The sequence below is a fragment of the Nocardioides sp. Leaf285 genome (assembly GCF_001422955.1).
GTDB classification, from domain to species: Bacteria; Actinomycetota; Actinomycetes; order Propionibacteriales; family Nocardioidaceae; genus Nocardioides; species Nocardioides kribbensis.
On the sequence record NZ_LMNH01000001.1, the window covers coordinates 23,438 to 49,530 of the forward strand.

At 74.9% G+C, this 26,093-nt stretch carries 26 protein-coding genes; 11 read left to right on the plus strand and 15 right to left on the minus strand.

Translation table 11 applies throughout. The features are described 5' to 3' along the window. Positions 1-8: 8 nt before the first annotated feature. Genes ASF47_RS00105 through msrB form a run of 3 tightly spaced genes read right to left on the minus strand, consistent with a single transcriptional unit; the run spans position 9 to position 2,046 of the window. Complete coding sequence (locus tag ASF47_RS00105; protein ID WP_056862031.1) at positions 9-908, minus strand: aminotransferase class IV; 900 nt, start codon at positions 906-908, stop codon at positions 9-11. After that, a complete protein-coding gene (locus tag ASF47_RS00110; RefSeq protein WP_056862032.1) occupies positions 909-1,637 on the minus strand; it encodes a hypothetical protein in 729 nt (242 codons plus the stop codon). It lies immediately after the preceding gene. A 10-nt stretch (positions 1,638-1,647) separates the two neighbouring features. Further along, on the minus strand, positions 1,648-2,046 hold the full coding sequence (gene msrB, locus ASF47_RS00115; RefSeq protein WP_056862033.1) for a peptide-methionine (R)-S-oxide reductase MsrB: 399 nt from the start codon (positions 2,044-2,046) through the stop codon (positions 1,648-1,650). 76 nt (positions 2,047-2,122) lie between these two features. Here msrB and ASF47_RS00120 point away from each other — a divergent pair, with 76 nt between their 5' ends. From ASF47_RS00120 to ASF47_RS00130, 3 genes are read left to right on the plus strand one after another with little or no spacing between them, the layout of a single operon-like run. Then, positions 2,123-3,196, plus strand: a complete 1,074-nt coding sequence (locus ASF47_RS00120) for a ferredoxin reductase (protein ID WP_056862034.1) — start codon at positions 2,123-2,125, stop codon at positions 3,194-3,196. Positions 3,197-3,245: 49 nt separating this feature from the next. Continuing rightward, positions 3,246-4,445 (plus strand): fatty acid desaturase family protein, encoded by a 1,200-nt coding sequence (locus ASF47_RS00125; RefSeq protein ID WP_056862035.1) that lies wholly within the window; start codon positions 3,246-3,248, stop codon positions 4,443-4,445. Beyond that, positions 4,442-4,813: a hypothetical protein gene (locus ASF47_RS00130; protein WP_056862036.1), complete on the plus strand. Its 372-nt coding sequence runs from the start codon at positions 4,442-4,444 to the stop codon at positions 4,811-4,813. The genes ASF47_RS00125 and ASF47_RS00130 overlap by 4 nt, the downstream gene beginning before the upstream one ends. 86 nt (positions 4,814-4,899) lie before the next feature. Here ASF47_RS00130 and ASF47_RS00135 read toward each other — a convergent pair whose 3' ends face one another. Further along, positions 4,900-6,228: a GNAT family N-acetyltransferase gene (locus ASF47_RS00135; protein ID WP_056862037.1), complete on the minus strand. Its 1,329-nt coding sequence runs from the start codon at positions 6,226-6,228 to the stop codon at positions 4,900-4,902. A 63-nt stretch (positions 6,229-6,291) separates the two neighbouring features. Here ASF47_RS00135 and ASF47_RS00140 point away from each other — a divergent pair, with 63 nt between their 5' ends. Genes ASF47_RS00140 through ASF47_RS00150 form a run of 3 tightly spaced genes read left to right on the plus strand, consistent with a single transcriptional unit; the run spans position 6,292 to position 8,232 of the window. After that, positions 6,292-7,392, plus strand: coding sequence for a DNA polymerase domain-containing protein (locus ASF47_RS00140; protein ID WP_056862038.1), 1,101 nt, complete (start codon positions 6,292-6,294; stop codon positions 7,390-7,392). Beyond that, the gene (locus ASF47_RS00145; RefSeq protein ID WP_056862039.1) at positions 7,389-7,952 is read left to right on the plus strand and encodes an AAA family ATPase; all 564 of its coding nucleotides are present in this window, start codon (positions 7,389-7,391) and stop codon (positions 7,950-7,952) included. The genes ASF47_RS00140 and ASF47_RS00145 overlap by 4 nt, the downstream gene beginning before the upstream one ends. Further along, the gene (locus ASF47_RS00150; protein ID WP_235558563.1) at positions 7,945-8,232 is read left to right on the plus strand and encodes a DUF4031 domain-containing protein; all 288 of its coding nucleotides are present in this window, start codon (positions 7,945-7,947) and stop codon (positions 8,230-8,232) included. Before ASF47_RS00145 ends, ASF47_RS00150 begins: the two co-directional genes overlap by 8 nt. On the opposite strand, the gene ASF47_RS00155 is transcribed toward ASF47_RS00150, so the two are convergent. From ASF47_RS00155 to serA, 3 genes are read right to left on the minus strand one after another with little or no spacing between them, the layout of a single operon-like run. Next, on the minus strand, positions 8,222-8,866 hold the full coding sequence (locus ASF47_RS00155) for an HD domain-containing protein (protein WP_082499861.1): 645 nt from the start codon (positions 8,864-8,866) through the stop codon (positions 8,222-8,224). The genes ASF47_RS00150 and ASF47_RS00155 overlap by 11 nt on opposite strands. 53 nt (positions 8,867-8,919) lie before the next feature. Further along, positions 8,920-9,798, minus strand: a complete 879-nt coding sequence (locus tag ASF47_RS00160; RefSeq protein WP_056862040.1) for an oxygenase MpaB family protein — start codon at positions 9,796-9,798, stop codon at positions 8,920-8,922. 30 nt (positions 9,799-9,828) lie between these two features. Beyond that, positions 9,829-11,028, minus strand: a complete 1,200-nt coding sequence (serA, locus tag ASF47_RS00165) for a phosphoglycerate dehydrogenase (protein WP_056862041.1) — start codon at positions 11,026-11,028, stop codon at positions 9,829-9,831. Positions 11,029-11,107: 79 nt separating this feature from the next. On the opposite strand from serA, the gene ASF47_RS00170 reads away from it, so the two are divergent. Both ASF47_RS00170 and ASF47_RS00175 read left to right on the plus strand, forming a co-directional pair. Continuing rightward, on the plus strand, positions 11,108-11,755 hold the full coding sequence (locus ASF47_RS00170) for a hypothetical protein (RefSeq protein WP_056862042.1): 648 nt from the start codon (positions 11,108-11,110) through the stop codon (positions 11,753-11,755). Between the two features lie 96 nt (positions 11,756-11,851). Next, positions 11,852-14,200: a S9 family peptidase gene (locus ASF47_RS00175; RefSeq protein ID WP_056862043.1), complete on the plus strand. Its 2,349-nt coding sequence runs from the start codon at positions 11,852-11,854 to the stop codon at positions 14,198-14,200. A 19-nt stretch (positions 14,201-14,219) separates the two neighbouring features. On the opposite strand, the gene ASF47_RS00180 is transcribed toward ASF47_RS00175, so the two are convergent. The 5 genes from ASF47_RS00180 to ASF47_RS00200 are packed head-to-tail and all read right to left on the minus strand — an operon-like array spanning position 14,220 to position 19,099. Beyond that, a complete protein-coding gene (locus ASF47_RS00180; RefSeq protein WP_056862044.1) occupies positions 14,220-14,927 on the minus strand; it encodes a class I SAM-dependent methyltransferase in 708 nt (235 codons plus the stop codon). Then, positions 14,924-15,724: an ABC transporter ATP-binding protein gene (locus ASF47_RS00185; RefSeq protein WP_056862045.1), complete on the minus strand. Its 801-nt coding sequence runs from the start codon at positions 15,722-15,724 to the stop codon at positions 14,924-14,926. The genes ASF47_RS00180 and ASF47_RS00185 overlap by 4 nt, the downstream gene beginning before the upstream one ends. After that, positions 15,721-16,701, minus strand: coding sequence for an ABC transporter substrate-binding protein (locus tag ASF47_RS00190; protein ID WP_056862046.1), 981 nt, complete (start codon positions 16,699-16,701; stop codon positions 15,721-15,723). Before ASF47_RS00190 ends, ASF47_RS00185 begins: the two co-directional genes overlap by 4 nt. Before the next feature lie 56 nt (positions 16,702-16,757). Beyond that, positions 16,758-17,870 carry a FecCD family ABC transporter permease gene (locus ASF47_RS00195; RefSeq protein ID WP_235558564.1) on the minus strand — a complete coding sequence of 371 codons (1,113 nt, stop codon included), beginning with the start codon at positions 17,868-17,870 and terminating at the stop codon, positions 16,758-16,760. Between the two features lie 59 nt (positions 17,871-17,929). Next, entirely contained in the window at positions 17,930-19,099 is a 1,170-nt protein-coding gene (locus tag ASF47_RS00200) for an RtcB family protein (RefSeq protein WP_056862047.1), read from the minus strand. 128 nt (positions 19,100-19,227) lie between these two features. On the opposite strand from ASF47_RS00200, the gene ASF47_RS20890 reads away from it, so the two are divergent. After that, a complete protein-coding gene (locus ASF47_RS20890; RefSeq protein ID WP_156697669.1) occupies positions 19,228-19,386 on the plus strand; it encodes a hypothetical protein in 159 nt (52 codons plus the stop codon). Between the two features lie 43 nt (positions 19,387-19,429). Here ASF47_RS20890 and ASF47_RS00205 read toward each other — a convergent pair whose 3' ends face one another. From ASF47_RS00205 to ASF47_RS00215, 3 genes are read right to left on the minus strand one after another with little or no spacing between them, the layout of a single operon-like run. Beyond that, a complete protein-coding gene (locus ASF47_RS00205) occupies positions 19,430-21,070 on the minus strand; it encodes a DNA repair helicase XPB (RefSeq protein WP_056862048.1) in 1,641 nt (546 codons plus the stop codon). Between the two features lie 40 nt (positions 21,071-21,110). After that, complete coding sequence (locus tag ASF47_RS00210; RefSeq protein ID WP_056862049.1) at positions 21,111-21,638, minus strand: CGNR zinc finger domain-containing protein; 528 nt, start codon at positions 21,636-21,638, stop codon at positions 21,111-21,113. Between the two features lie 10 nt (positions 21,639-21,648). Next, positions 21,649-23,931, minus strand: coding sequence for a helicase C-terminal domain-containing protein (locus tag ASF47_RS00215; RefSeq protein ID WP_056862050.1), 2,283 nt, complete (start codon positions 23,929-23,931; stop codon positions 21,649-21,651). A 48-nt stretch (positions 23,932-23,979) separates the two neighbouring features. Between ASF47_RS00215 and ASF47_RS00220 the strand changes: the two genes are divergently transcribed. Together ASF47_RS00220 and ASF47_RS21410 are read left to right on the plus strand one after the other, a co-directional pair. After that, the gene (locus ASF47_RS00220; protein WP_056862051.1) at positions 23,980-24,813 is read left to right on the plus strand and encodes a PP2C family protein-serine/threonine phosphatase; all 834 of its coding nucleotides are present in this window, start codon (positions 23,980-23,982) and stop codon (positions 24,811-24,813) included. Next, positions 24,810-26,084 carry an FHA domain-containing protein gene (locus ASF47_RS21410; protein WP_056862052.1) on the plus strand — a complete coding sequence of 425 codons (1,275 nt, stop codon included), beginning with the start codon at positions 24,810-24,812 and terminating at the stop codon, positions 26,082-26,084. The genes ASF47_RS00220 and ASF47_RS21410 overlap by 4 nt, the downstream gene beginning before the upstream one ends. The last annotated feature ends 9 nt before the right edge of the window (positions 26,085-26,093 follow it).

Sequence of the window (26,093 nt, forward strand, 5' to 3'; positions counted from 1 at the left end):
CGGCTGGCTCAGGCCACGACGGTGCCGGAGCGGGCGGTGAGCTCGGCGTACGCCGCGGAGATGCGCGCGGCGACCGGGCCGGGCGCGCCGTCGCCGATGGTGCGCCCGTCGATCGCGACCACCGGCGTGACCCCGCCCATGGTGCCGGTCACGAACACCTCGTCGGCGGTGTAGAGCTCCACCAGCGAGTGCTCGCACACCTCGGTGGGCAGGCCGAGGTCGGCGCAGAGCCCGAGCACCGTCTCGCGGGTGATGCCCTCGGGGCACGCCCGTGTCGTGGAGGTGCGCACGCGGCCGCCGGCGACGTGGAAGACGTGGGTGGCGTTGGTCTCGGCCACGAAGCCCGCGTCGTCGAGCATGAGGGCGTCGTCGGCGCCGGCCACCGTGGCCTCGACCTTGGCCATGATCGAGGTCAGCAGGTTGTTGTGGTGGATCTTGGGGTCGAGGGAGTCGGCGCGGTGCCGGCGCACCGAGGAGGTCGCCAGGGTGATGCCGGAGGCGTCGTAGACCGGTGACTTGAACTCCGCGAGCACGATGAGCGTGGGCCCGGAGGTGTTGAGCCGGGGGTCCATGCCGCTGGTGACCTTGACCCCGCGGGTCAGCGTGAGGCGCACGTGCACGTCGTCGTGCATGTCGTTGGCCGCCAGGGTGCGGCGCAGCTGCTCGACGATCTCGGCGTCGGAGGGGATCTCGGCGAAGGCCAGCGCCTTGGCCGAGCGGCGCAGCCGGGCGAGGTGCTCGTCGAGCGCGAAGATCCGGCCCCGGTGCAGCCGCAGCCCCTCCCAGACGGCGTCGCCGCCCTGCACCACGGAGTCGAAGGGGCTCACCGCCGCCTCGTCGCGGTGGGTGATCCGGCCGCCGACGTTGACCTGGAGGTCGGCGTTGCGGGGGTCGAACTGCTGCAGCATTCAGGACTCCTGGTCGGTGGCGGGGCGCAGCCGGTGGGGGGCCAGTGCGTCGTAGAAGGGGCGGCAGCGCTCGAGCAGCGGCGCCAGGCGCTCGGGCAGCGGGTCGTGCCCGCCGGGGGAGGAGGTGGCGAAGCCGGTGGAGGCCTCGACCCCGGCGTACCAGTGCGGGGCCCACACGCCGTCGGTCTCGCGCGGGCCCGCGGGCCAGGACAGCATCGCCTCGTCGAAGGCGAGGCCGAGCGCGGCGCACAGGGCCGTGAGCGTGCCGCGCGGGTCGCGGAGCACGTCGGCGGCGTCGACCACCGGGCCGCCGAAGCGCTCGAAGAGCGCCAGCTGCTGCGGCAGGCCGAGGTCCTCCAGCGTCGGCTCCTCGCGCACCTTGGCGTAGGAGGTGAGCACGCGCTCGGGGTCGCGCACGAGGAAGGCGTGGCGCAGCCCGGTCAGGGCGCCCTGGTCGAGGTCGGGGAGCACGTGGTGGGTCATGTGCTTCTGGTACTGCACCGGCGTGGGCACGGGGCCCGCGGTCAGCTCGCGCACCAGCGCCCCCCAGTCGGTCGACTGGGAGGCGATGACCTCGTCGCGGCCGGGGTGGTCGAGACCGGTCGTGGCGAGGTAGGCGGCGTAGAGCGGCTCGTCGACGACGGTGCAGTCGGCGCGGTGCTCGAAGCTGCGCATCAGGGCCGTGGAGAGGTTGCGCGGCCCCGACCACATGGCGACCCGGAGAGTCACGCCGACCGACCTAGTGCTTCTCCTCCAGCGTGAGGCTGATCGAGTTGATGCAGTAGCGGTCGCCGGTGGGGGTGCCGTAGCCGTCGGGGAACACGTGGCCCAGGTGGGAGCCGCAGCTGGCGCAGCGGACCTCGACGCGCTTCATGCCGTGGCTGGTGTCCTCGATGTACTCGATCGTGTCGCTGATCGGCTGGTAGAACGACGGCCAGCCGCAGCCGGAGTGGAACTTGGTGTCGGACTCGAAGAGCGTGGCCTCGCAGGCCTTGCAGCGGTAGACGCCCGTGGTCTCGGTGTCGGTGTACTTGCCGGTGAAGGCCCGCTCGGTGCCGGCCTTGCGCAGGACGGCGTACTCGTCGGGGGAGAGCTGCTCGCGCCACTCGGCGTCGGTCTTCTCAACGGAGTAGGTCATACCCCCACAGTACGTCGGGGAGGTTCACCCCTCCGACCCGTTGACGCGAGTGGGAGAACGCCTGTTCACTGGCCCGATGGCAGGGACGATCCCGTGGGAGCGGGTCCGCAGGGCGGGCTCGAAGCTGACCACCCCGTTGCACCCCGACGACTACCTCTCGCTGGTCAACCCGCTGTGGTCGACCCGCGAGCTGCGCGGCCGCATCGAGAAGGTCGTGCCCGAGACCGAGGACGCCGCCACCCTGGTGATCCGGCCCGGCTGGGGCTGGCGCTACGACCACAAGCCCGGCCAGTACGTCGGCATCGGCGTGCAGGTCGAGGGCAAGTACCAGTGGCGCTCCTACTCGGTGAGCTCAGCGCCCAAGCGCAGCGGCCGCACCATCGCGATCACGGTGCGTGCCATGCCCGAGGGCCTGCTCTCCTCGCACCTGGTCAACGGCCTGGCCCCCGGCACGATCGTGCGCCTCGCGCTGCCCGAGGGTGACTTCGTGCTCCCCGACCCCCCGCCGGCGCGGATGCTCTTCCTCGTGGCCGGCTCCGGGGTGACCCCGGTGATGTCGATGCTGCGCACGCTCGACCGCCGTGGCTCGATGCCCGACGTCGTCATGCACTACTCCTCGCCGACGGCGGAGCGGATGATCTTCCGCGACGAGCTCGACCGGCTCGAGGAGGGCCACGAGGGCCTGTCCGTGCACCGCCTCCACACCGACACCGAGGGCATGCTGGCGCCCGCCGACCTCGACCGCGTGTGCCCCGACTGGCGCGAGCGCGAGACGTGGGCCTGCGGACCCGGCCCGATGCTCGACGCGCTCAGCGAGCACTTCGAGGCCGAGGGGGTCGCCGAGCGGCTCCACCTCGAGCGCTTCTCGCTGAAGCTCGGCGACGCCGGCGGCGAGGGTGGCACGATCTCCTTCCGCAACTCCGGCAAGACGGTGGACGCCGACGGCGCCACCACCGTGCTCGAGGCCGGCGAGCAGGCGGGCGTGGGCATGCCCTACGGCTGCCGCATGGGCATCTGCCACACCTGCACCGTCACCCTCGTCTCCGGCGCGGTGCGCGACCTGCGCAACGGCGAGGAGTACGCCCAGCCCAACGAGCAGATCCAGACCTGCGTGACCGCCGCCGCCGGCGACTGCACCCTCGACATCTGACCCACCCGACCCACCAGCCCCCCGCACCGCTGCACCCACTGGAGGACCCATGGCCATCTCGGACGTCCGGGAGTACACCCACCTCACCGACGAGGAGGTCGAGCAGATCGGCCGCGAGCTCGACGCGATCCGCGCGGAGGTGGAGGAGTCGCGCGGGGCCGCGGACGCGGCGTACATCAACCGGATGATCAAGGTGCAGCGCGGCCTGGCCTTCGCCGGCCGCGTCACCCTGCTCGCCTCGCACCGCAAGCCCGCCTGGGCGGCCGGGGCGGCGATGCTCGGCGTGGCCAAGATCCTGGAGAACATGGAGATCGGCCACAACGTCATGCACGGCCAGTGGGACTGGATGAACGACCCCGAGATCCACTCCTCCAACTGGGAGTGGGACACCGCCCAGCCCGCGGAGCAGTGGAAGCACTCCCACAACTACGTGCACCACCAGTTCACCAACGTGCTCGGCCACGACAACGACATCGGCTACGGCATCCTGCGCATGGCCCGCGAGCAGAAGTGGCACCCCGCCAACCTCGGCCAGCCGGTCTACAACGCGCTGCTCGCCAGCCTCTTCCAGTGGGGCGTGGCCCTCCACGACCTCGACATCGAGGCCATCCGCAAGGGCAAGAAGGACCCGAAGGAGATGAAGCGCCAGCTCGGGCAGATCTGGCGCAAGGGCCGCAACCAGGTGCTCAAGGACTACGTCGTCTACCCCGCGCTCAGCGGGCCGCACTGGCGCACGACCCTCACCGCCAACGCCACGGCCAACGTGACCCGCAACCTGTGGTCCTACGTGATCATCTTCTGCGGCCACTTCCCCGACGGTGCGATGCACTTCACCGAGGAGGAAATCGAGGACGAGACCCGTGCGGAGTGGTACCTGCGCCAGATCCTCGGCGCGGCCAACTTCGAGGGCGGCCCGCTGCTGCACATCATGTCGGGCAACCTGGGCTACCAGATCGAGCACCACCTCTTCCCCGACCTGCCGAGCAACCGCTACGGCGAGATCGCGGTCAAGGTCCGCGCGCTGTGCGACAAGTACGACATCCCCTACACGATCGGGCCGCTGCACAAGCAGTACGGCCAGGCGCTGCGCACCATCATCAAGCTCTCGGTGCCCAACGGCTTCACCACCTCCGACAAGCCCGAGCCCCCGAGCCCCGACCGGGCCCCGGTCGAGCGCGGCCGCAAGAGCGACGCCGAGCGTCCCTCGCGCCGCGCCGAGCTGGGCGGCTGGTCGCGGAAGGCGTCATGATCCGGGGCCTCAGCCGTGACGTCGACGCCGTCGACGCTCCCTTCGCCTGGGAGCGCGACGACGCCGGCGACCTCCAGCTCGTGGCCCGCCGGGTGACCCAGTGCGCCCTGAGCCGCATCTGCGGGGCCTGCGCGGAGTCGCTGGGGCGCCCGGTGGCCTTCGTCGGCGACGACCTGGAGATCGGGCGCAACGCCTTCCACGCCCCGCCCCTGCACCTGACGTGCGCGGCCGACCTGGCCGCCCGGGTCGACCACTGGCGGGTGGTCACCACGTCGGGCTTCGAGTTCGTGCGCGCCACCGCCGAGGACGAGGACCGCCGACCGGTCTTCAGCCCCAACTCGCTGCTGGGCGAGGCCTCCCGCGGCTGAGGGCCGCCCCACCGACCCCGCGCCGCGGGAGCCGGGACATCCGGGGGGAGCCCCGGTCCCGCGGTGTCGGACCCCGGCGGCGGCGCTCAGAAGCCGGTGGTGTTCCAGGGGGCCGGACCGGCGTGGTCGGCCATCGCGGCCCACGTCGCCACGTCGGACCCGGTGACCCGACCCGCGGCGGCCGCGGTGAGCACGGAGCGGTCGCCGAGGTAGAGGGCGCCGAGCGTGTCGACGCCGAGCCGCACGCCGGGCGTCTCGTCGGTCGCCTCGACCCGTGCCCGTCCCTGCTCGGTGGTGACCCGGAAGGTCCCCGCGGCGTGACCGAGCGGGTCGTCGACGCCCAGCACGACCGTCGCGTCGTCGCTCCACGGCCGCGCCTCCAGCGCCGCGACCGGGTCGAGCACGCGCAGCCACAGCACGTCGCGCACCTCGGTGGTGGTGACGACCCGGGGGTCGGTGAGCGCGAGGTCGAGCGGGTCCTCGACCGGGGCGATGGCGCGCGCCTTCGCGGTCAGGTCGAGGTCGGCGAGGAAGCGCCACAGCCGCAGGTGCACCTGCGGGGTCAGGGCCTGCAGGTCGCGCACCTCCACCAGCCCGCCGTCGGTGTCCTTGACACGGAAGCGGACGTAGCCGTCGGGCGTGCCCGAGGGGTCGAGGTGCACCGCCACCCGCGACGCGCGGTCGGGGCCACCGGTCTCCCAGTCGTGCTCACCGCTGTCGTGGACCGCGTGGTGGGCTGGGCGCGCCACCATGCCCCGCGTCGTGGCCAGGACCTGCTCGAAGACCGCGCGGCACACCGGGTAGGCCTCGGCGGGCGTGGCCAGCTCGAGCGCCCCGGTGTCCTCGACCTGGTCGCGCAGGGCGAAGCGGGTCGTGAGGTCGACCTCGATGCGCCGGCGGCGGGTGGCCACGCCGAAGCCGTAACGGCCGTAGATGGAGCCCTCCGAGACCGTGAGGGCGGCCAGCGGCAGCCCCCGGTCGGCGGCCTCGGCGAGGTCCTCGCCCATCAGCCGGCGCAGGAGGCCGCGGCGGCGGTGGGTGGGGGCCACGGTGACGTCGGTGATCATGTGCAGCGGCAGCAGGCGCCCGCCACCGACGTTGACCTGCTGCTGCCAGCTGGTGAAGGTGCCGACCGGCGCCGGCGTGCCCGCCACCCGGCTGGTGCGCGGCCACACCGCCCGCAGCACCGCGTCGTCGGCGCGGGTCGACTCCAGCCAGCGGCGGTGCTTGTCGTCGTCGAGCCCGCCCTCGTGGAAGCCCAGGCTCCAGGCGTCGGCATACGCCCGCAGGCGGGAGAGCACGCCCGCGTCGGTGCTGTGGACGTCGAGCTGGTCGAAGACCAGGTCGGGATGGGGGTCGGCGTGGGGGTCGGGGTGGGGGTCGGCGTGGGGATCGGAGAGGGGGTCGGGGCGCACGCGGTCACGCTACGGCGCGTGCGCCGCCCGCCACGACCGGGTTTCGCCGCTACGGTGGCGCCCATGGCGAAGGCGAGCGCGGTCGAGGTGCAGGCGGGCGGGCGCGCTGTGCGGGTCTCGAGCCCCGACCGGGTGGTCTTCGAGGCCACCGACCGCACCCCGGAGGTCACCAAGCTGGGCGTGGCGGAGTACGTCGCCTCCGTCGACGACGGGCTGATGCGGGCCCTGCGCGGTCGTCCCACGGCGCTGGAGCGCTGGACCTCCGGGGTGCGCCCCGGCATGCGGCTGGCCACGGGCCCGCAGGACAAGGACGCCGACGCGTTCTACCAGAAGCGGGTGCCGAAGGGGGCGCCCGACTACCTCGAGACCGCCCGCATCACCTTCCCCTCGGGGCGCACCGCCGACGAGATCTGCCCGACCGAGATCGCGGTGCCGGTGTGGTGCGCCCACATGGGCACGATCACCTTCCACCCCTGGCCGGTGCGCCGCGACCCCGCGGTCGAGGGCTGGCAGGACCGCCCCGACGAGCTGCGCATCGACCTCGACCCCCAGCCCGGCACGACCTTCGCCGACGCCGTGCGCGTCGCCGGCGTGGCCGACGCGCTGCTGCGTGAGCTCGGTCTGGTCGGGTGGCCCAAGACGTCGGGCAACCGCGGCGTGCACGTCTACGTGCGCATCCGTCCGGAGTGGGACTTCGCCGACGTGCGCCACGCCGCCATCGGCCTGGGCCGCGAGCTCGAGCGCCGCGACCCCGGCGTCACCACGAACTGGTGGAAGGAGGAGCGCGGGCAGCGGATCTTCGTCGACTACAACCAGAACTGCCGCGACCGCACCATCGCCTCCGCCTACTCCCTGCGCCCGCTGCCGGGGGCGCCCGTGTCGACCCCGCTGTCGTGGGAGGAGCTGGCCGAGCTGCGCGACCCCCGCGAGCTCAACATCGTCACGGTGCCCAAGCGGCTGCGCGAGCACGGCGACCCGTGGGCCGGCATCGACGACTCGGCGGGCTCGCTCCAGCCGCTGCTCGACCTGTGGGAGGAGCTGCCCGGCGGGGAGCTCAACTACCCGCCCGACCACCCCAAGATGCCGGGGGAGCCGCCGCGCGTGCAGCCCTCGAAGAAGGTCGCCGCCCACTGGGACGACGACGGCAACCGGGTCGAGGGGTGAGCCTGCTCCTCCACCTCAACGGACCGCCCGGCATCGGCAAGTCGGCCCTCGCCGCCCGGTGGGCGGACGCCCACCCGGGCACGCTGCTGCTCGACGTCGACGCGCTGCGCACGTGGGTCGGTGGGTGGCGGGAGGACTTCGCCGCCACCGGGGAGGTGGCCAGACCCGTCGCGCACGCCATGGTCACGGCCCACCTGCGCGGCGGGCGCGACGTCGTGCTGCCGCAGCTGCTCGCCGACCCCGCGGGCCTGGCCGGCTTCGAGCAGGCCGCACACGCCGCCGGGGCCGACGTCTGCTCGGTGCTGCTGCGGGCACCGGCGTCCGAGGTCGCCACGCGGTGCGCGCGGCGCGAGGACTCGACGCCGCTGGCGCAGGCTGTCGCCGGCGTGGTCGACGGCGAGGGCGAGCAGGGTCCGGCGCTGTGGATCTCGCGCCTCGAGGCGCTCACCGGCCAGCGCCCCGACCTCCTCGACCTCGACGTGGGCGGTCTCGACGAGGCCGCCTCGCTGCGGGCGCTCGGGCACCTCGTGCGGCGCGCGGTGCCAGGATGGGGTGCGTGAGCACCCGATGATCCTCATCGACCCGCCCAACGCCGCCGGCCACGGCCGGCTCTGGTCGCACCTGGCCAGCGACACGTCCTACGAGGAGCTGCACGCCTTCGCACGGGCGCAGGGCTTCTCCGAGCGCGGCTTCGACCGCGACCACTACGACGTGCCCTCGGAGTGGTATGACGACGTCGTGGCCGCCGGCGCCACGCCGGTCAGCAGCCGCGAGCTCGTCGCTCGGCTGCGCGCGGCCGGGCTGCGCACGACGCAGAAGCGTGGGCGCCCTAGCGGCTGACGGCCTCGGAACGGCCCGTGCGGGCCCCCAGCGAGGCGAGCTCGGCGTCGAGGTTGGCGCGGGCGGGGGCCTCCCAGGTGCGGCGGGCGTGCGCGGTGTGGAAGAGCCCCGGCTTCTCGGCCAGGCTCTCCAGCACCCGGGCACGGCCCTCGTGGAAGGTCTCGTCGTCGAGGTGGGCGTACTCGCGACGCACGGCGGCGACGTAGTCGTCGTAGCGCGCACGGGGCGCGGCGAGGATGGCCAGGTCGGCGTCGGAGAGCGCGCAGCCGGCCGCGTCGTCGTCCTCGGGCTGGTGGGTCTCGGTCAGCCGGACCAGGCGCACGACCTCGGCGACCTCCTCGGCCGGCAGGTGGGTGGCGAGGGCGTGCTCGGCCCAGGCGGCCGAGCGCTCCTCGGCGTCACGCTCGCCGTCGTAGACCCCGTCGTGGAACCACGCGGCGAGCACCACCGGGCGCCGCGGGTAGGCCGCACCCCGCGCAGCGAGCTCGTCGAGCCGGTCGAGCACCTCGGCGAGGTGGCGCAGGTCGTGGTAGCCGCGGCTCGGGTCGCCGTAGGCGGCCAGCAGTGCGTCGCGCACGTCGGTGGCGCCGGCGAGCGGCCAGCGTGAGGAGAGGTCCGGATGCGGAGGTTCCATGGGTCCATTCAACGGGGACGCACCCACCGGTGCCAGCCCGGGTCGGGGGTGGATCAGGCGTCGGCGGCGGCGCGGGCGGCCTGCGAGGGCGTCATCGCCCACCGGATGGTGCCGGTGGCCAGGCCGCCCAGCGCCCGCACGACGGTGCGCTCGCCCACCGGCAGCCAGGGCAGCCGCAGCGGCAGGCGGGTCCACACCGGCATCAGCGCGACGGCGGCGGCCACCAGCACGCCGTAAGGCGCCCGCGCGGGCAGGGGGAGCGGCGGCTTGAAGAGCAGGTAGCCCACGGCCTCGCGCGCCTCGGGGGTGCCGCGCAGCTCGGGGCGGTAGGCGGCCAGCGCCTCGCGCAGCTCGGCCTCGGTCTGCGGCGGGTCGACGACGCCCAGCTTCTCGGCGATGACCCCGACCTGGGCGACGTACTCGTCGCGCCCGGCCTGGTCGAGCGGCTGCTTGCCGTAGACCTGGTGGGCAAGCAGGAAGGAGTCGACCTCCGCGACGTGCACCCACCTGAGCAGGTGGGGGTCGGAGGCGGCGTACGGCGTGCCGTCGGGCATCGTGCCGGTGACCTTGGCGTGGATGCGGCGCACGACGTCGACCGCGGTCTGGGCGTCCTCGGCGTGGCCGAAGGTGGTCGTGGCGAGGAACGTGCTCGTGCGCGCCAGCCGGCCCCACATGTCACCGCGGTAGCCCGAGTGCTCGGCCACCGCCCGCATCGCCGCCGGGTGCAGCGTCTGCAGGAGCAGCGCGCGGATCCCGCCGATGAACATCGAGGCGTCGCTGTGCACCCGCACGATCGCGCTGTCGGGCTCGAACCACCGCGGCCCGGGCCGGTTGTGGATCCGGTCGCTCTGCTTGGCGCCGTCGGGCCCGGCCACGCGCTCGAACAGCGCCTGGCCCAGCCGGTCGCGCACGCTCACCCTCGCGGTCCCCATGCCCCGAGCCTACGGACGGGGCGGTGGGGCTCAGGCCGACCAGGTGCGGACCCAGAGCGTGTGCTCGGAGTCGGCCAGGGCCTTGATCGCCGACTCCGGGACGGGGTCGGAGGTGTCGGTGACGACGTAGCCCTGCTCGCCGGAGGTGGCGAGGTACTGACCGGTGACGTTGCTGCCCGACTCGGCGATGAGCCGGTTGACCGAGGCGAGCACGCCGGGCACGTTGACGTGGAGGTAGCCCAGCCGGTGGCCGCTCTGCAGCTGCGGGGCCATGACGGCGGGCAGGTCGACCGACAGCTCGGTGCGGCCCTCGAGGGCGAAGCCGGCGAGCTTGTTGGCGACGAAGAAGCCGATCTCCTCCTGCGCCTCCTGCGTGGAGCCGCCGACGTGCGGGGTGAGGATGACGTTGTCGAGACCGCGCAGCGGCGACTCGAAGGGGTCGCCCTGGGCCTTGGGCTCGATCGGGAAGACGTCCAGGGCGGCGCCGGCGATGTGGCCCGAGAGGATGTGCTCGCGCAGCGACTCGTTGTCGACGACCATGCCTCGCGCGGCGTTGATGAACAGCGAGCGCGGCTTCATGCGCGCGAACTGCTCGGGGCCGAAGAAGCCGGCGTTGCCGGGGCGGCCGTCGACGTGCAGCGTGACGACGTCGGCCTGCTCGAGCAGGTCGTCGAGGGTCTTCATGCGCTGCGCGTTGCCGTGGGCCAGCCGGTCGGCGGTGTCGAAGAAGATGACCCGCATGCCCATCGACTCGGCCAGGTTGGACAGCTGGGTGCCGATGTTGCCGTAGCCCACGATGCCGAGGGTGCGACCGCGGATCTCGTGGCTGCCCTTGGCCGACTTGTCCCAGACACCGGCGTGCATCTTGCCCGACTTCTCGTGCAGGCGACGGGCCAGCGCGATGATCTCGCCGATGACCAGCTCCACCACGCTGCGGGTGTTGGAGAAGGGCGCGTTGAAGACGGCCAGGCCGCGGGCCGCGGCCGCGGCCAGGTCGACCTGGTTGGTGCCGATGCAGAAGCAGCCGACGGCCTGCAGGTCGGTGGCGGCGTCGAGCACCCGCTCGGTGAGGTGGGTGTTGGAGCGGATGCCGAGCAGGTCGACGCCGGGGAGCGTCTCCACGAGCTCGTCCTCGGAGAGGGAGCCGGCGCGCAGCTCGACCTCGAAGCCGCGACCCTCGAGGATCTGGACGGCGAGCGGATGGATGTTCTCGAGCAGCAGTGCCTTCACTCCGACAAGGGTAGAGAAGCCGCGCCGCTGCGCCGAAAACCCGATGAGGCGTGGACGCCGCCCGTGGTCTGCTGGGCGCATGGAGCCCACCCTCGACCGATTCCGCGCGCTGGCCCGGAGCGGACCGTGGCGCTGGCGCACTCTCGAGGTGCGCTTCGTGGAGGGGACCGCGGCTCCGGCGGAGGCGAGCCTCGACCGTGCGCGCGGCACCCTCGTCGTGCGGGACCCCCGGGGCATCCACCACGTCGCGGCGGCGCCGCACTCCGCGCCCGGGCGACCGTGGGCGGTCACGCCCGCGCTCGACGCCGACGGACTGGTGGCCAGCCGCCCCACGCGTGCCACGGCCGACAGGAGGATCGACTACGCCGACGCGATGTGGCAGTCCTACCTCTGGGTCGCCGTGCTCGACCCCGTCGAGCTGAGCTCGGGGGTGCTGCTCGACGACCCGCGCGCCGGCGAGGTGGCCGGCAGGAGCGTGTGGTGGGCCCGCGCGGTCCCGGTCGAGGGCTACGACCCCACGTGCAGCTGCTGTCCGCTGCTGTGGTCGCGGGTCAGCGACCGCCTCGAGTACGGCGAGGAGCGCGACCTCACCGGCATCGACTACCCCAGCGCCCACGACGTCGCCCTCGACCTGGGGACCGGCGCGGTGGTGCGGGTGGTGCCGCTCGACGGCGACCGACGCGGGGCCTGGTCCCTCGACGTGCTGGCCGTCGACGTGGTGGGCTGAGCGTCGACGTCTCGGTCGCGAGGCAACCGGACGACGCTCTCGTGCGTCTAGGAGTCGGTGGGCAGACCGCCCACCCCGAAAGAACGGACCCCACCCGTGCTCCAGCGCCCCACCCGCCGTGCCGCCGCGGCGCTCGCCGCCATCCTGCTCCCGTTGACGGCCGCGGCCGTCGTGCCCTCCCCGACCGCCGCCGCGCCGCCGGCCCCGACCGCCACCTCCGCCGACCGCGGCACCTGGCAGGTGTCGCGGGTCGACGCCGTGACCTGGCGCGTGGCGTGGACCGCGCCGGGCCGGCTGCCGCTGGGCTCCGACCGCCCGACCCTCGCCGGCGCCGGCCTCGGCTTCGGGGCCCCGACCGTGAGCGCCGACGGGCGCACCGTGAGCGCCACGGTGCGCTCCGCGCAGCGCCCCGACCCCGCCGACCTCGACGTGCTGCTCTCGGGCGACCGCCTGGACGAGTCCGGGCTCGACGCGGCCCGGGCCACCGCGCCGCTCGCCGCGGGTCGCGCGGCCACCGCGCCGTACACGCAGGGCTTCGCCGAGCTGGCCGACGACCCCGGCGTGGCCGGGCCGTTCGCCACCGTCGCCAGCGACTACGAGCTCGACCCGGTCAAGCTGCCGGGGATGCCCGAGCCGGTCGAGATGGTCGGCCACGTGGTCGAGCCCGCCGCCGACGCCGCGACCGGGCCCCGGCCGCTCGTGCTCTTCCAGCACGGTCGTCACGGCGTGTGCTACGACCCCGACCGACCGCGTGCCTACAGCTTCGACTGGCCCTGCGCGGGCCGCTTCGAGGAGATCCCGAGCCACCTGGGCTACGTGCAGACCCAGGAGCTGCTGGCCAGCCAGGGCTACGCCACGGTCTCGATCCGCGTCAACGGCATCAACGCCCAGGACTACCGCCTCGACGACGGCGGTGCCGGCGCCCGCGCCGAGATCATCGCGCGCCACCTCGACCACTGGGTCGACCTGGCGCCCTCCCACGACGTCGACCTCGACCGGGTCGTGCTGGTGGGCCACAGCCGCGGCGGCGAGGGCGTGGACCGCGCCTCGATCCAGATCCCGCTGTCGGCTCCCTACCGCGTCGCCGGTCAGGTGCTCATCGCGCCGACCGACTTCGGCACCCAGACCGCGCCCTACGTGCCCACCGTGACCCTGCTCCCGGCCTGCGACGGCGACGTGTTCGACCTCCAGGGCCAGCGCTTCACCGACTACGGCCGTGACGTCGCCCCCGACGACACCTCGCTGAAGAGCTCGGTGCTGGTGCTGGGCGCCAACCACAACTTCTTCAACTCCGAGTGGACCCCCGGCGTGGCCGCCGCCCCGTCGGTCGACGACTGGTACGGCGGGGAGAACCGCTCCTGCGGCACCGCCGACCCGCGCCGTCTCGACGGCGCCGAGCAGCGCGCCGTGGGCGCGACCTACACCGCCGGGGCCGTGCGGCTCTTCACCGGCGACGACGCGGTGCTGCCGCTCTTCGACGGCTCGCGGGTCACCGCGGCGTCGGCCGGCGACGCCGAGGTGCTCAGCCACGCCGTCGGTGGCGGGCGCGACGTGCGCGCGCCCGGCGACGAGGCCGGGCGCTCGCTGCCCGACGGCGCGGCCTCGCGCTTCTGCCGCGGCACCGCGTCCTACGCCCAGCGCGCCGCCGACTGCGGGCGCGGCATCACGGGCCAGGTGACCCCGCACTGGACCACGTCGGGCGAGCGCACCCCGACCCACCGCTTCCTGGAGGTGTCGTGGGACGCCCCGGGCCAGCGCGCCGGGCTGGTGCTGGAGGAGCCGCTCGACCTCGCCGGGCGTCGGCTCGAGCTGCGCACCCTCGTCGACCCGCGGCTGGGCGACGTGCAGGTCGACGTGCGCCTCACCGACGCCGACGGCGCCACCGCCGTGGTGACCCCGGAGGGCGACGGCGTGCTGCGCGCGCTGCCGCGCGGCAGCACCAAGATCTGGGGGCAGACGCTGCTGGTCGACGCCTCCGAGGCCGCCGGCATCGACCCCGCCCGCGTCACCGCGGTCGACCTGGTCGCGCGCAGCGGCGACGGGAGGGTCTGGGTCGCCGACGTCTCGGCCGCCCCCGACCGCCTCGCCGCCGTGCCGCAGCGGCGGATGGCCACGATCAGCTTCGCCGACGTCCGCCGGCCCGAGGGCGACGGCCCCGCGCCCGCCACGGTCGACCTGCCCTTCACGGTCACCGGCCTGACCCGCCCGGCGCGGGTGCTCGTGCTCACCACCGGTCAGTCGCGCGGCTCCTTGGAGCGCTACGTGCTCGACCTCGCCCCCGGGCAGACCGGTGGCGTCGTTCCGCTGACCTACCAGCCCGACGACGAGCGCGGGGCGCGTCGCTACGACTTCCAACTCACCGCCTGGGCCCTCGACGGCGTCATGACCGACCAGTACGTCGCCCGCGCGTCGGTCATCGACGACGACCGCCGGGGCCGCGGCTGAGGCGGCCCGCCCGGGTCGGTCAGGGGCGCGCGGTCAGCAGGAACTGCAGCCGTACGTCGTGCCCGGGCGCCGCGCCGTGGGCCCGGTCGAGCTCCAGCAGCCCGGTCAGCGGGGTCACCTCGACGTCGCGGAAGCCGCCGTCGCGCAGGGCCTGGGCGCTGGCCTCGATGCTGGTGGTCTCGGCCAGCGGGAGCGCGGCGCGCACGCGGTCGTCGTAGGAGCCGGTGAAGTCCTCGCTGCCGTGGCTCCCGAGCCCGTCGGGGAACCACGTGCTGTCCACCATGGCCAGCACCCCGTCGGGGCGCAGCACGCGGCGCCAGGCCGCCAGGGCGGTGCCGGGCTCGCGCAGCGTCCACAGCACGTAGCGCCCGGCGAGCACGTCGAAGCTGTCGTCGGGGAAGTCGGGGGCCACCATGTCGCCGTGGAGCAGCCGCGGCGGACGGGTCGTCGGGGGCAGCCCGGCGACCCGCTCCCGCGCCACCTCGAGCATGCCGTCGGCCAGGTCGATCCCGGTGACGCGGTGCCCGAGGTCGGCCAGCAGGGTGGTGACGTAGCCGCTGCCGCAGCCGAGGTCGAGCACGTCGGCGGGGGCCGGGGGCAGCGCCGCCGACCAGACCTCGGCCCAGAGCGCGCGGTCGCGGCCCCCGTGCTCGGGGCGGTGCTGGCCGGCGTCGTAGGCCGGCGCCCGGCGGCTCCAGTAGTCGTTCATGCGGTCCTGGACGCTCATGCGGGGGCTCCTCGGTCGGTGGGCGGGTCGGTGGGCTGGAAGAGCAGGTGGACCTGGCCGTCGACCTCGACCCGGCGGATGCCGATGCCGTAGACGGGCTCGAGCACGGCCGGGTCGAGCACCTCGCCGACGGGCCCGGCGGCCACGACCGCGCCGTCGCCGAGCAGCACGAGGTCGTCGCAGTAGCGGGCGGCCAGGGTGAGGTCGTGCAGCACGACGACGACCGCGGTGGGGTCGGCGCCGACGACGAGTCGCCGCACGAGACCGAGCACCTCGTGCTGGTAGCGCACGTCGAGGTGGTTGGTCGGCTCGTCGAGCAGCAGGTGGGTCGCCTGCTGGGCCAGCGCGCGGGCGATGAGCACGCGCTGCCGCTCGCCCCCGGAGAGCCCGGCGAAGGCGCGGGCGCCGAGGTGCTCGGCGCCCACGCGGCGCAGGCACTCCAGCGCCAGCGCGTGGTCGCCGGGTCCGAGGCGCTGGAAGGTCGACAGGTGGGGCCCCCGGCCCAGCAGCACCATCTCCGCCACCGTCAGGGCGGTCTCGCCGCCGGTCTCCTGCACCACGACGGCGAGGCGCCGGGCCGCCTCCCGCGCGCCCAGCGACGCGGCCGGCTCGCCGTCGACCTCGACGCGGCCGGTGGGGGAGCGCAGCGCGCCGTGCAGGAGGCGCAGCAGGGTGGTCTTGCCGCTGCCGTTGGGGCCGATGAGGCCCAGCACCCGGCCGGGCCGCGCGAGGAGGTCGACATCGTGGACGACCGGGCGACCGGCGTAGGACCAGGAGACCCCGGTCGCGGTGATCACTCCCCGAACCTCGCCACGATCGCCTCGAGCCCGTCGACGGCCAGCGGGCTCGGCGGCTCGGTGAAGTTGAAGAGCTGGGTCATCACCTCTCCCTCGCGCACGGCCGTGAGCCGCTCCGCGCCGGGCAGGCCCACCAGCGCCTCCTCGACCTCGGCGGGGTCGCCGTCGGTGTGGAGCAGCACGATCACGTCGGGGTCGCGGCCCAGCAGCTCCTCGAGGGTGACCTCGACGACCCGCTCGTCGACGTCGCCGAACACGTTCTCGAGGCCGGCGGCCTCCAGCTGCGGGTGGGCCATCGACCCGGTGCCGTAGGCGTACGTCGTGCCTCCGCCCACCGTGGGGTAGAGCACCGCGGCCGTGCGCCCCGACGGCCCGTCGACCTCGGCCTCGACGGCGGCGAGGCGCTCCTGCAGGTCGGCGGTGGCGGCCGCGGCCTCGTCGGGGCGGTCGAAGACCTCCCCGTAGAGCGCCAGCTGTGACCACACGTCGTCGAAGCCGGTCTCGCCGGTCGAGGTGCCGCACAGCGCCGGCTCCTCCAGCAGCGGCACGTCGACGGCCTCGAGGCCGCTGCGCGAGAGGGTGTCGACCTCGCCGAGCACCAGGTCGGGCCGCTGGGCGACCACGACCTCCTTCGAGATCTGCAGGTGCCCGCCGGCGTCGGTGTCGCTGGTCAGCTCGGGGATCGCGTCGAGCTCGGCGAGCGTCTGCTCGTCGTAGTACTCGGCGGGGTAGAGCCCGGCGCGGGCGACGACGCGGTCGAGCACGCCGAGGTCGTGCAGGTAGGGCACCGCAGCGCTCTTGAGCATCACCACCCGCTCGGGGGCGGCGGGGAGGACGACCTCGCTGCCGCAGTTGGTGACCGTCACCGGCTCGCCGCCGGCAGCGCCCGACGTGTCGGTCGCCGTGCCGCAGCCGGCGAGCGCGAGGGCGGCGGTGAGGGCGGAGGCGGTGAGGACGGGGCGGCGGGAGCGGGGCACGGTTCTCCTGGGGGCTGGGGCGGGGCTCGGGGGGACAGCGGGCAGCGGGCAGGGGGTCAGGCCGCGGTGGCGTGGAGGCGACGGATGAGCAGCAGCAGGAAGGGTGCGCCGACGACGGAGGTGATGATCCCGATCGGGATCTCCTGCGGCTGGAGGAGCACGCGGCTGGCGACGTCGGCCCAGACGAGCAGGATCGCGCCCATGAGCGCGGCGGTCGGCACGACGCGCACGTGACCCGCGCCGACCGCGCGGCGCGCGAGGTGGGGCACCACGAGGCCGACGAAGCCGATGCTGCCGGCGGCGGCGACGAGCACCGCGACGCACAGCGACACGACCAGCAGCAGGAGGGTCCGGAAGCGGTCGGGGGAGATCCCGAGGGTGTGGGCGGTCTCGTCGCCGACGGCGAGCGCGTCGAGCCCGCGCCCCCACACCGCCAGCAGCGCGACGGTGAGGGACACCACGACCGCGACCACCGCGAGCGGCGCGCCCCACTGGGCCAGTCCGAGGGAGCCCAGCAGCCAGAACATCACCGACCGCGCGCCCTCGGCGGAGCCGGAGGCGAAGACCAGGAAGCTGGTGAGCCCCGACAGCGCGTAGCCCACCGCCACCCCGGCGAGCAGCATCCGGGTCGAGGTGAGCCGCCCGCCGGAGCGTGCCACCGCGAGCACGAGCGCGGAGGCCGCCACGGCGCCGAGGAAGGCGCTGGCGGGCAGCGCGTGCTGTCCGAGGCCGGCGCCGAGGCCGAAGAGGATGGCCGCCGCGGCGCCGGTGGAGGCGCCGGAGTTGATGCCGAGCAGGTAGGGGTCGGCCAGCACGTTGCGCACCATGGCCTGCAGGGCGACCCCGCAGACGGCGAGCCCGGCGCCGACCAGCACGGCGAGCGCCACCCGCGGCAGCCTCACCTGCCAGACGATGGCGTCGCTGGTGGGGTCGACGGAGGCCGCTCCGGGCAGGCCCAGCAGGTGGTGCCCCACGATGCGCGCCACGGTGGCGGGGTCGATGCCGACCGCCCCCGCGCCCACCCCGACCAGCACGGTGACGACCAGCCCGGCCCCCAGGCCGAGCAGCCACAGCGTCGTACGCCGGCGCCGCGCGCGGAGGCCGAGCGGGTCGTCCGCCTGTCCGGGCGCGGGGCCCGGACGGGCGGACGGGGTGGCGGTGGGGATCACGACGCTCCGGAGTTGTTGCGAACAATGCGCAACAACGTACCAGTCGCCGTAGGTGCGACTCAGTCGCCCTTGACGTTGACCACCTGCCGCAGCACGTGCCTGACCTCCACCAGGTCGGAGGCGTCGGCCATGACGCGGTCGATGTCCTTGTAGGCCCCCGGGATCTCGTCGAGGAAGGCCTCGGAGTCGCGCCACTCGATGCCCGTCATCGCCTCCCGCAGCTGCTCGCGGGTGAAGGTGCGCCGGGCCCGTGCCCGCGAGTACTCCCGCCCCGCGCCGTGGGGTGCGGAGTGCAGCGAGACCGGGTCGCCCCTGCCGACGACGACGTAGGAGGCGGTGCCCATCGACCCGGGGATCAGCCCGGGCCGACCGGCCTCGGCGTTGATGGCGCCCTTGCGGGAGAGCCACACGTCGCGACCGAAGTGCCGCTCCCGCTCGGTGTAGTTGTGGTGGCAGTTGATCTCCTCGGTGCGCACCACGGCCTCGCCGACCCACTCCTCGACCTGGCGCACGACGCGGTCCATCATCTCCTCGCGGTTGAGCAGCGCGTAGGTCTGCGCCCACCGCATCTGGGCGACGTAGGCGTCGAGCTCCGCGGTGCCCTCGACGAGGTAGGCGAGGTCCTTGTCGGGCAGCGGCACCCACCAGCGCTCGCAGAGGTCGCGCGCGACGGCGATGTGGTGCTGCGCGATCCGGTTGCCCACCCCGCGCGAGCCCGAGTGCAGGAAGAGCCAGACCCGCTGCTCCTCGTCGACGCTCACCTCGATGAAGTGGTTGCCCGAGCCCAGGGTGCCCAGCTGCAGCTCCCAGCGCCGGGCGTACGCCGCCGGCTCGAAGCCGGCCTGCTGGGCGAGGCGGGTCAGCAGCTCGAGCCGCTGCCGGGTGTGCTCGCGGCTGACGCGGCGGTTGACCCCGCCGGCCGAGAGCGGCACCGCCCGCTCGATGGCCTCGCGCACGGGGCGCCGGTCGGCGGGCAGCCGGTCGGCCGTCCACTGGGTGCGCACGGCGATCATGCCGCAGCCGATGTCGACGCCGACGGCGGCGGGCATGATCGCGCCGAGGGTCGGGATGACCGACCCGACGGTCGCCCCCAGACCCAGGTGGGCGTCGGGCATCAGCGCGAGGTGCGGGTGGATGAACGGCATGCGCGCCGTCGTCATCGCCTGCTCGCGGGTGGTGTCCTCGAGGATGGAAGCCCAGCTGAGGAGCTTCGGGGTGATCTTCTCCATCGTCCTTCCCCTGATCGGTCGCCGACCACGGTGGCCGGCGACCGGCGACGCTACGGAGCAGGAATCGGGTTGCACCCCCGGTTTTGCGCGTGCAGGGGTGCGGCGGGCGAGGATGCGCCCATGCGCCCATGCGCCTGTCGACCGCCCGCCTCCTGACCGTCACCGACGACGGCGGGCTGGACCCGCTGCTGCCCGCCCCGGCGGAGATCGCCGTGGCCGTCGTGCTCGTGCTCGCGGTGCTCGGTCTCGGCGTGTGGCTGGTGCGCCGGTCCCGCCGCGGCCGCTGACCCGGCCGGCGGCCCCGGCGGGCGGCCCCGGCGGGGGCCCTCCTCAGGCGGGCAGGTCCTCGGCGTCGACGATGCGGTAGGCGTAGCCCTGCTCGGCCAGGAAGCGCTGGCGGTTCTGGGCGAACTCCGCGTCGACGGTGTCGCGCGAGACGATCGTGTAGAAGTGCGCGGTCTTGCCCTCGCTCTTGGGCCGCAGCAGCCGGCCCAGGCGCTGGGCCTCCTCCTGGCGCGAGCCGAAGGAGCCGGACACCTGGATGGCCACCTCGGCCGAGGGCAGGTCGATGGAGAAGTTGGCCACCTTGCTCACCACCAGCAGGCCGATCTCGCCCGAGCGGAAGGCCTCGAAGAGGCGCTGGCGCTCCTTGACCGTCGTCTCGCCCTTGATGACCGGGGCGTCGAGGGCGGCGGCGAGCTCGTCGAGCTGCTCGATGTACTGCCCGATGACCAGGGTGGGCTGGCCCGGGTGCTGGGCGACCAGCTCGCGCACCACGTCGACCTTGTGGTGGGTGCAGGCGGCCAGGCGGTAGCGCTCCTCGGGCTCGGCCGTGGCGTAGACCAGCCGCTCGTCGGTGGGCAGCGAGACCCGCACCTCGACGCAGTCGGCCGGCGCGATCCAGCCCTGCGACTCGATGTCCTTCCAGGGCGCGTCGTACCTCTTGGGCCCGATGAGGGAGAAGACGTCGCCCTCGCGGCCGTCCTCGCGCACCAGGGTCGCGGTGAGGCCGATGCGCCGGCGCGCCTGGAGGTCGGCGGTCATCCGGAAGATCGGCGCGGGCAGCAGGTGCACCTCGTCGTAGACGATGAGGCCCCAGTCGCGGGCGTCGAGCAGCTCGAGGTGGGGGTAGGCGCCCTTGCGGCGCAGCGTGAGCACCTGGTAGGTCGCGATGGTGACCGGCTTGATCTCCTTCATCGCCCCGGAGTACTCGCCGATCTCGTCCTCGGTGAGCGACGTGCGCTTCACCAGCTCGTCCTTCCACTGCCGCGCCGAGACGGTGTTGGTCACCAGGATCAGCGTGGTGGCCTTGGCGTGGGCCATCGCGGCCGCGCCGACCAGCGTCTTGCCGGCGCCGCACGGCAGCACGACGACGCCGGAGCCGCCGTGCCAGAAGGAGTCGGCGGCGTCGCGCTGGTAGTCGCGCAGGTGCCACTCGCTCTCGTCGAGGTCGATGGGGTGGGCCTCGCCGTCGACGTAGCCGGCGAAGTCCTCGGCCGGCCAGCCCAGCTTGAGCAGCGCCTGCTTGAGGTTGCCGCGCTCGGAGCCGTGGACCACCACGGTGTCGTCGTCGAGGCGGGCGCCGATCATGCCGGCGATCTTCTTGGCCCGCAGCACCTCCTCGAGCACGGGTCGGTCGGAGCTGACCAGGGTCAGCCCGTGCACCGGGTGCTTCTCCAGGCGCAGCCGGCCGTAGCGGGCCATCGTCTCGGCCACGTCGACCAGCAGCGAGTGCGGCACGGCGTAGCGGCTGTACTCCAGCAGCGTGTCCACGACCTGCTCGGCGTCGTGGCCCGCGGCGCGTGCGTTCCACAGCCCCAGCGGCGTGAGCCGGTAGGTGTGCACGTGCTCGGGGGAGCGCTCGAGCTCGGCGAAGGGGGCGATCGCCTTGCGGCAGTCCTGCGCCCGCTCGTGGTCGATCTCGAGCAGCAGGGTCTTGTCGGACTGGACGATGAGGGGGCCGTCGTTCACCTGGCGAGTCTACGGAGCCGCCGGGCGGCGGGCGGTCGGCTCAGGCCGGCGTACGCCGTCGCGCGCGGTGGGCGGCCACGTGGACCCGCGAGGCGCACCGCCCGGAGCAGTAGCGCCGGGAGCGGTTGGAGGAGGTGTCGACCCACACCTGCGAGCAGCGCGGCTCCCCGCACACGCCGAGCCGGGCGGCGCCGAGGTCGGCCACCAGGGTGGCCAGGCCCACCAGCGACTCGGCGAGGAGCTGCTCGGCCACGGCGTCGGAGCGACCCCCGACGGCCAGGCGCAGGCCCGACGGCGCGTGCGGGTCGGGCGTGAGTCGCGGGGTGACCGGGTGCGCGGCCAGCAGGGCGTCGAGGGCCTCGACGGCGGCCGCGTCGCGACCCTCGGCGGCCGCCCGGAAGACGGGGTCGAGGTCGCGCTGGAGCCGCCGCACGAGCATGCAGTCGCGGTCGGTCACCCGCGCGGCCAGCGCGGGGCGCTCCGAGAGCACCGCGACGAGGTCGTCGACGTCGAGCACCGTGGCGTTGACCAGCCGGGCGGCCTGCTCGGCGTGGCCCGCGACGTCCATGGCGCCCAGCCTACGAGCCGGCGGCGCCGGGCTCGACGGGCTTGACCGTGGTGATCCGGTGCACCGCGAAGGTCCGCACGTCGTCGACGCGGTGGTCGCGCGCGGTGAGCTGGCCGCCCTCCACCGCGAGCGGGTCGACGATCCGCTCGGTGCGGGTGCCGTGGTTGTCGACGTAGCCGATGAGCACGCTCAGGCCCAGCTCGACCGCCTCGCGCAGGGCCGCCAGCGATCCCGACGGGGTCAGGGCGCTCGCGGGCGCCTGGAGCCGGGTGCTCGTGGCGCGGTCGCCCGAGCGCACCGCGGTGACCACCGCGGCCACGCGCGCGCCCTCGCGGGCGTCGCGCTGGCCCGGCGAGCGCCGCTCGCGGGGGGTGCGGGCGCGCAGCTGGTCGGGGCGGGCCACGTGGACCGTGCCGTCGGGCGCCTCGACGACCGGCGCGGCACCGAGCTCGCGCAGCCGGGGCAGCAGCAGGTCGATCGGCAGCGTCGAGACCAGCACCGTCGGGGCCAGGCGGCGCAGCTCCAGGCCCGCGGCCTGCGGGTGGCCGAGGATCTCCGAGAGCGCGGTCTCGTCGTCGGCGCGCAGGAAGGCCTCGGCGTGCCCCACCCGCACCGAGCCGAAGGTCCGTGCGGTGTCGTCGACCAGGTAGGTGAGCGGCTGCGGCACCGGCGTGCGCGAGACCGAGCCCAGGAAGTCGTGCAGCTCCACCGCGGTCCAGCCGGTGTCGAGCGCGCGCCGCACGGAGCCGGGGGTGAAGCGGTAGACGGTCGCGCCGCCGCGCGACTCCACGTCGGCCACGACCTGGAGGCGCCGCGCGAGCGCCGACTCCAGCGGCCCGGGGGCCACCGCCGTCAGGTCGGCCTGCAGCAGCACGTGGTCGAGGGGCTCGGGCAGCAGCGGCGCGAGCTCGGCCGCGGCGCGGTCGGGCTCGTCGGCCACGAGCGGGCGGGCGAAGCCGGCCAGCCCGCCCAGGCCGGTCAGGCCCAGCGCGGCCGCCTCGGCGACGACCCAGCCGACCTGCTCGGTGCGGGCGCGGGGCCGGCGCGGACGCAGCCACGACAGCCGCGCGTGCAGCGAGGGCGGCCCGGTGCCGCTGGCCAGCACGCGCCCCGGCCCGGCCGAGGCCAGCGCCTCCAGGGTCATCCGGCGCGTCTCGACAACGTGCACCCCCGAGAGGTCGGGCGACAGGGCGTTCCACGCCTTGCCCGCGGTGTCGCGGCTGCCCACCATGCCCGGCAGGCGGGGGCTGTCGAGCCACGCGGTGACGAGGCGTCGCCACCGGTCGGCCGCGGGCCGTGCGGCCCAGGCGTCGTAGTCGTCGCTGGGCAGCCACGCCGGCGCCCCGTCGGCGCCGACGCCGGTCGCGAGCAGACCCGCCGCGACGGCGGTCTCCACCAGCAGCGCGGTCGTCGCCTCGTCGACGTGGAGGAGCAGCGCCGCGGCCCGCAGGTCGCGCACCCCGAGGCCGCCGCTGCGCAGGGCCGAGGGGGGCCGGGTGCCCCAGGCGTCGAGGAGCAGCTCGGTGCGTCGTACGGCGTCGAAGGCCGCGCCGGCGGCGGTGCGGTCGACGAGGGCCTGGTCGCGCTCGGAGGTGACCAGCTCGGGCACGGCGTCGACCGGCTCGGTGGTGGTGCGCCCGCCGCGCAGCGCGAGGCCGACCTCCCCGGGCACCACCACGGTGCCGCCGCCGCGGGCCACCAGCAGGCGGCGCGACAGCAGCTCCTCGGCGGGGGTGGTGGCGTCCTCGGGCAGCACCGTGTGGCGGGCGGCGCCGGTGGTCGCCTCGCCGCCCTGGGCGGCGACGTGGTCGAGCATCGCGCGCGCCGCGGGGGAGAGGGCGGCCAGGTGGGACGCGACCGCGGTGGGGTCGGGCGCGGGCTGGCTGCGCGGGCGCAGGCCGCTCACCCCGACGTCGCCGCCGCCGGTCAGCAGGTCGGCCACGCCGGTGAGCGGGCGGGGGCCCGACGTCGACTCCCAGACGAGCGCCACGTCGACGAGGTGCTCGAGCGCGGCACGGGCCCGGGCGGGGTCGGCGTGCACCAGCGAGGCGACTTCGTCGGGTGTGGTTTGACCTGCGACGACGAGGGCATCAAGGACGCAGAGCTCGAGCCGGGACAGCTGGTCGAGCGTGCGCAGCAACGACGACCGGGTGGCAGCCCGCGAGGCGAGCTGGCTGGAGTCGTGAGGGGCGGGAGTGGCGAGATCGGGTCGAGCGACGAGCAGACGGGACAGCCGCTCGTCCGACCAGGCGCGCAGCTGGTCGGCCAACGATCGGTACCCCGTCTCGGACATCCCTCCCACGCTACCGACCCGGTCCTCGTCGCGGGCGTCGGTCCGCCGATGAGCCGCCCCCTGGGACAGGTCGAGCTGCAGCACGGGGCGGCCACCGACGTCGGGCTGGTGCGCCAGGTCAACGAGGACTCCTTCCTCGTCGCGCCTCCGGTCTTCGTCGTGGCCGACGGCATGGGCGGCCACGACGGCGGCGACGTCGCGAGCGCGATCGTGGTCGAGGAGTTCGCCCGGCTGGCCGACGAGGGCTACGACCCCCGTCGCGGCGCGGAGGTGGTCGCGGCCACCCTCACCGCCTGCCAGCAGCGCATCGAGCAGTACGGCGCGCACCAGCGCCTCGGCGGCGCGGGCTCCTTCCACGCCGGCACGACGGCCGTCGTCGCCCTGCTGGTCGAGGACGCCGGGGAGACCAAGTGGCTGCTGGCCAACCTCGGCGACTCCCGCATCTACCGCTTCAGCGACGGCGTGCTCGAGCAGGTCAGCGTCGACCACAGCGTCGTGCAGGAGCTCGTCGAGGCCGGCACGATCACGGCCGACGACGCCGCCGTGCACCCCGAGCGCCACATCATCACCCGCGCCCTCGGTGCCACCGAGGGCGCCGAGGCCGACTACTTCCTGCTGCCCCTGCCGGCCGTCGAGCGGCTCCTGCTGTGCTCCGACGGGGTGACCGGCATGATCGGCGACGACCACGTCGCGCGGATCCTCGCCGCCGCCGCCGACCCCCGCGACGCGGCCGAGCAGGTCGTGCGCGCCGCGGTCGCCGCCGGGGGCAAGGACAACGCCACCGCCGTCGTCGTCGATGTGGTGGGATTGGCCCACGACCACCCCTACGACTCCGAGCGCCAGCGTGTGAGCCTGGAGCAGAAGCTGGGAGCCCTGCCGTGACCCCCTCCCCCTCGCGTCCCCGGTCCTACCGGCCCGGCGACTGGTACGCCGTGCTGGGCCCCGACGTCCTCGTGGCCCTGCCCCCCTCCGAGCGCGGCCGCGTGGCCGCCCTGTGGGAGATGGTCGACGACGGCGCCGACGGCGACGCCGTCCTCGACGCCCTCATCGCCGGCGGCCTGCGCCACCTGCCGGGCTTCGTGCTCGTCAGCGAGGTCGACGGCACGACCCGCGCCGTGGTGCGCGGCTCGGTCACCTGCACCCTCACCGCGGGGGGAGAGGTGGTCGAGCTCGACGGCACCGCGGCCACGACCTGGGTGGAGCGCTCCCTGCCCGGGGTCACCGCCACCACCGTGTCGGTCTCCGGCGACACCGCCGGGCCCGACCTCGTGATCGGCCCCGGCCTGGTGCGCGTCGCCCGCGTCGACGACCCACCCGCCGCCGTCGAGGCCGCGCCCGCCGCGCCGCTCGACGTGCCGGCGCCGCTCGACGTCCCCGCCCCCGTCGACGTGCCCGCCCCCGCGGAGGTGCCGCAGGCCGAGGAGGAGCCCTCCCCGGTGGTCGCCGCCGCGGCGGAGGCCGCGGTGCCCGACGAGCCCGAGCCCGAGCCGGAGCCCGAGCCCGCGGCCGCGGCCGAGCCCGTCGAGCCGGCGTACGAGGACCTGCCGACCGAGCGCTTCGACAGCCTCCCGCCCGCGCCCCCGGCCTGGGGGGCGCCGACGGGCCCGCCGCCCAGCGCCCCGCCGCCGGCCCCGGAGCCCGACCCGACCCCCGAGCCCCAGCCCGACTCCCAGCCCGACCCGCCGCCGGCCGACCACGACCACGACGGCATGACCCGCGCCGGCAGTTGGGACCCCGACGAGTTCGCGCGCCCCCAGGCCGGCATCCCCGGCCAGCCGCAGGCGCCGTCGGTCACCTCGCGTCCCGTGGCACGGCTCGTCGTGTCGAGCGGCGACACCGTCGACGTCGACCGGGTGATCCTGGTCGGCCGCGCCCCCGAGGCGCGGCGCTTCACGTCCACCGAGCAGCCGCGCCTGGTCACGGTGCCGAGCCCGCAGCAGGAGATCAGCTCCACCCACCTCGAGGTGCGCCCCGGGTCGGGGGCCGACCACGGCAGCGCCGTCGTCACCGACATGGGCTCGACCAACGGCACCGTGCTGGTGCAGCCCGGCCTGCCCTCGGAGTCGCTGCAGCCCGGCATCCCGGTGCAGCTGATCCCCGGAGCGCTCATCGACCTCGGCGACGGCGTGACCATCCAGGTCACCCGGCCCTGAGGCGCGTCG

What these genes read in the sequence shown, in the direction of transcription:
- ASF47_RS00220 (WP_056862051.1), top strand. Translation starts at nt 23,980, where the DNA reads ATGAGCCGCCCCCTGGGACAGGTCGAGCTGCAGCACGGGGCGGCCACC.
- ASF47_RS00140 (WP_056862038.1), top strand. Translation starts at nt 6,292, where the DNA reads ATGGCGAAGGCGAGCGCGGTCGAGGTGCAGGCGGGCGGGCGCGCTGTG.
- ASF47_RS00155 (WP_082499861.1), bottom strand. Translation starts at nt 8,866, where the DNA reads ATGGAACCTCCGCATCCGGACCTCTCCTCACGCTGGCCGCTCGCCGGC.
- ASF47_RS00200 (WP_056862047.1), bottom strand. Translation starts at nt 19,099, where the DNA reads ATGGAGAAGATCACCCCGAAGCTCCTCAGCTGGGCTTCCATCCTCGAG.
- ASF47_RS20890 (WP_156697669.1), top strand. Translation starts at nt 19,228, where the DNA reads ATGCGCCTGTCGACCGCCCGCCTCCTGACCGTCACCGACGACGGCGGG.
- ASF47_RS00210 (WP_056862049.1), bottom strand. Translation starts at nt 21,638, where the DNA reads ATGGACGTCGCGGGCCACGCCGAGCAGGCCGCCCGGCTGGTCAACGCC.
- ASF47_RS00215 (WP_056862050.1), bottom strand. Translation starts at nt 23,931, where the DNA reads ATGTCCGAGACGGGGTACCGATCGTTGGCCGACCAGCTGCGCGCCTGG.
- msrB (WP_056862033.1), bottom strand. Translation starts at nt 2,046, where the DNA reads ATGACCTACTCCGTTGAGAAGACCGACGCCGAGTGGCGCGAGCAGCTC.
- ASF47_RS00170 (WP_056862042.1), top strand. Translation starts at nt 11,108, where the DNA reads ATGGAGCCCACCCTCGACCGATTCCGCGCGCTGGCCCGGAGCGGACCG.
- ASF47_RS00180 (WP_056862044.1), bottom strand. Translation starts at nt 14,927, where the DNA reads ATGAGCGTCCAGGACCGCATGAACGACTACTGGAGCCGCCGGGCGCCG.
- ASF47_RS00130 (WP_056862036.1), top strand. Translation starts at nt 4,442, where the DNA reads ATGATCCGGGGCCTCAGCCGTGACGTCGACGCCGTCGACGCTCCCTTC.
- ASF47_RS00120 (WP_056862034.1), top strand. Translation starts at nt 2,123, where the DNA reads ATGGCAGGGACGATCCCGTGGGAGCGGGTCCGCAGGGCGGGCTCGAAG.
- ASF47_RS00125 (WP_056862035.1), top strand. Translation starts at nt 3,246, where the DNA reads ATGGCCATCTCGGACGTCCGGGAGTACACCCACCTCACCGACGAGGAG.
- ASF47_RS00105 (WP_056862031.1), bottom strand. Translation starts at nt 908, where the DNA reads ATGCTGCAGCAGTTCGACCCCCGCAACGCCGACCTCCAGGTCAACGTC.
- ASF47_RS00160 (WP_056862040.1), bottom strand. Translation starts at nt 9,798, where the DNA reads ATGGGGACCGCGAGGGTGAGCGTGCGCGACCGGCTGGGCCAGGCGCTG.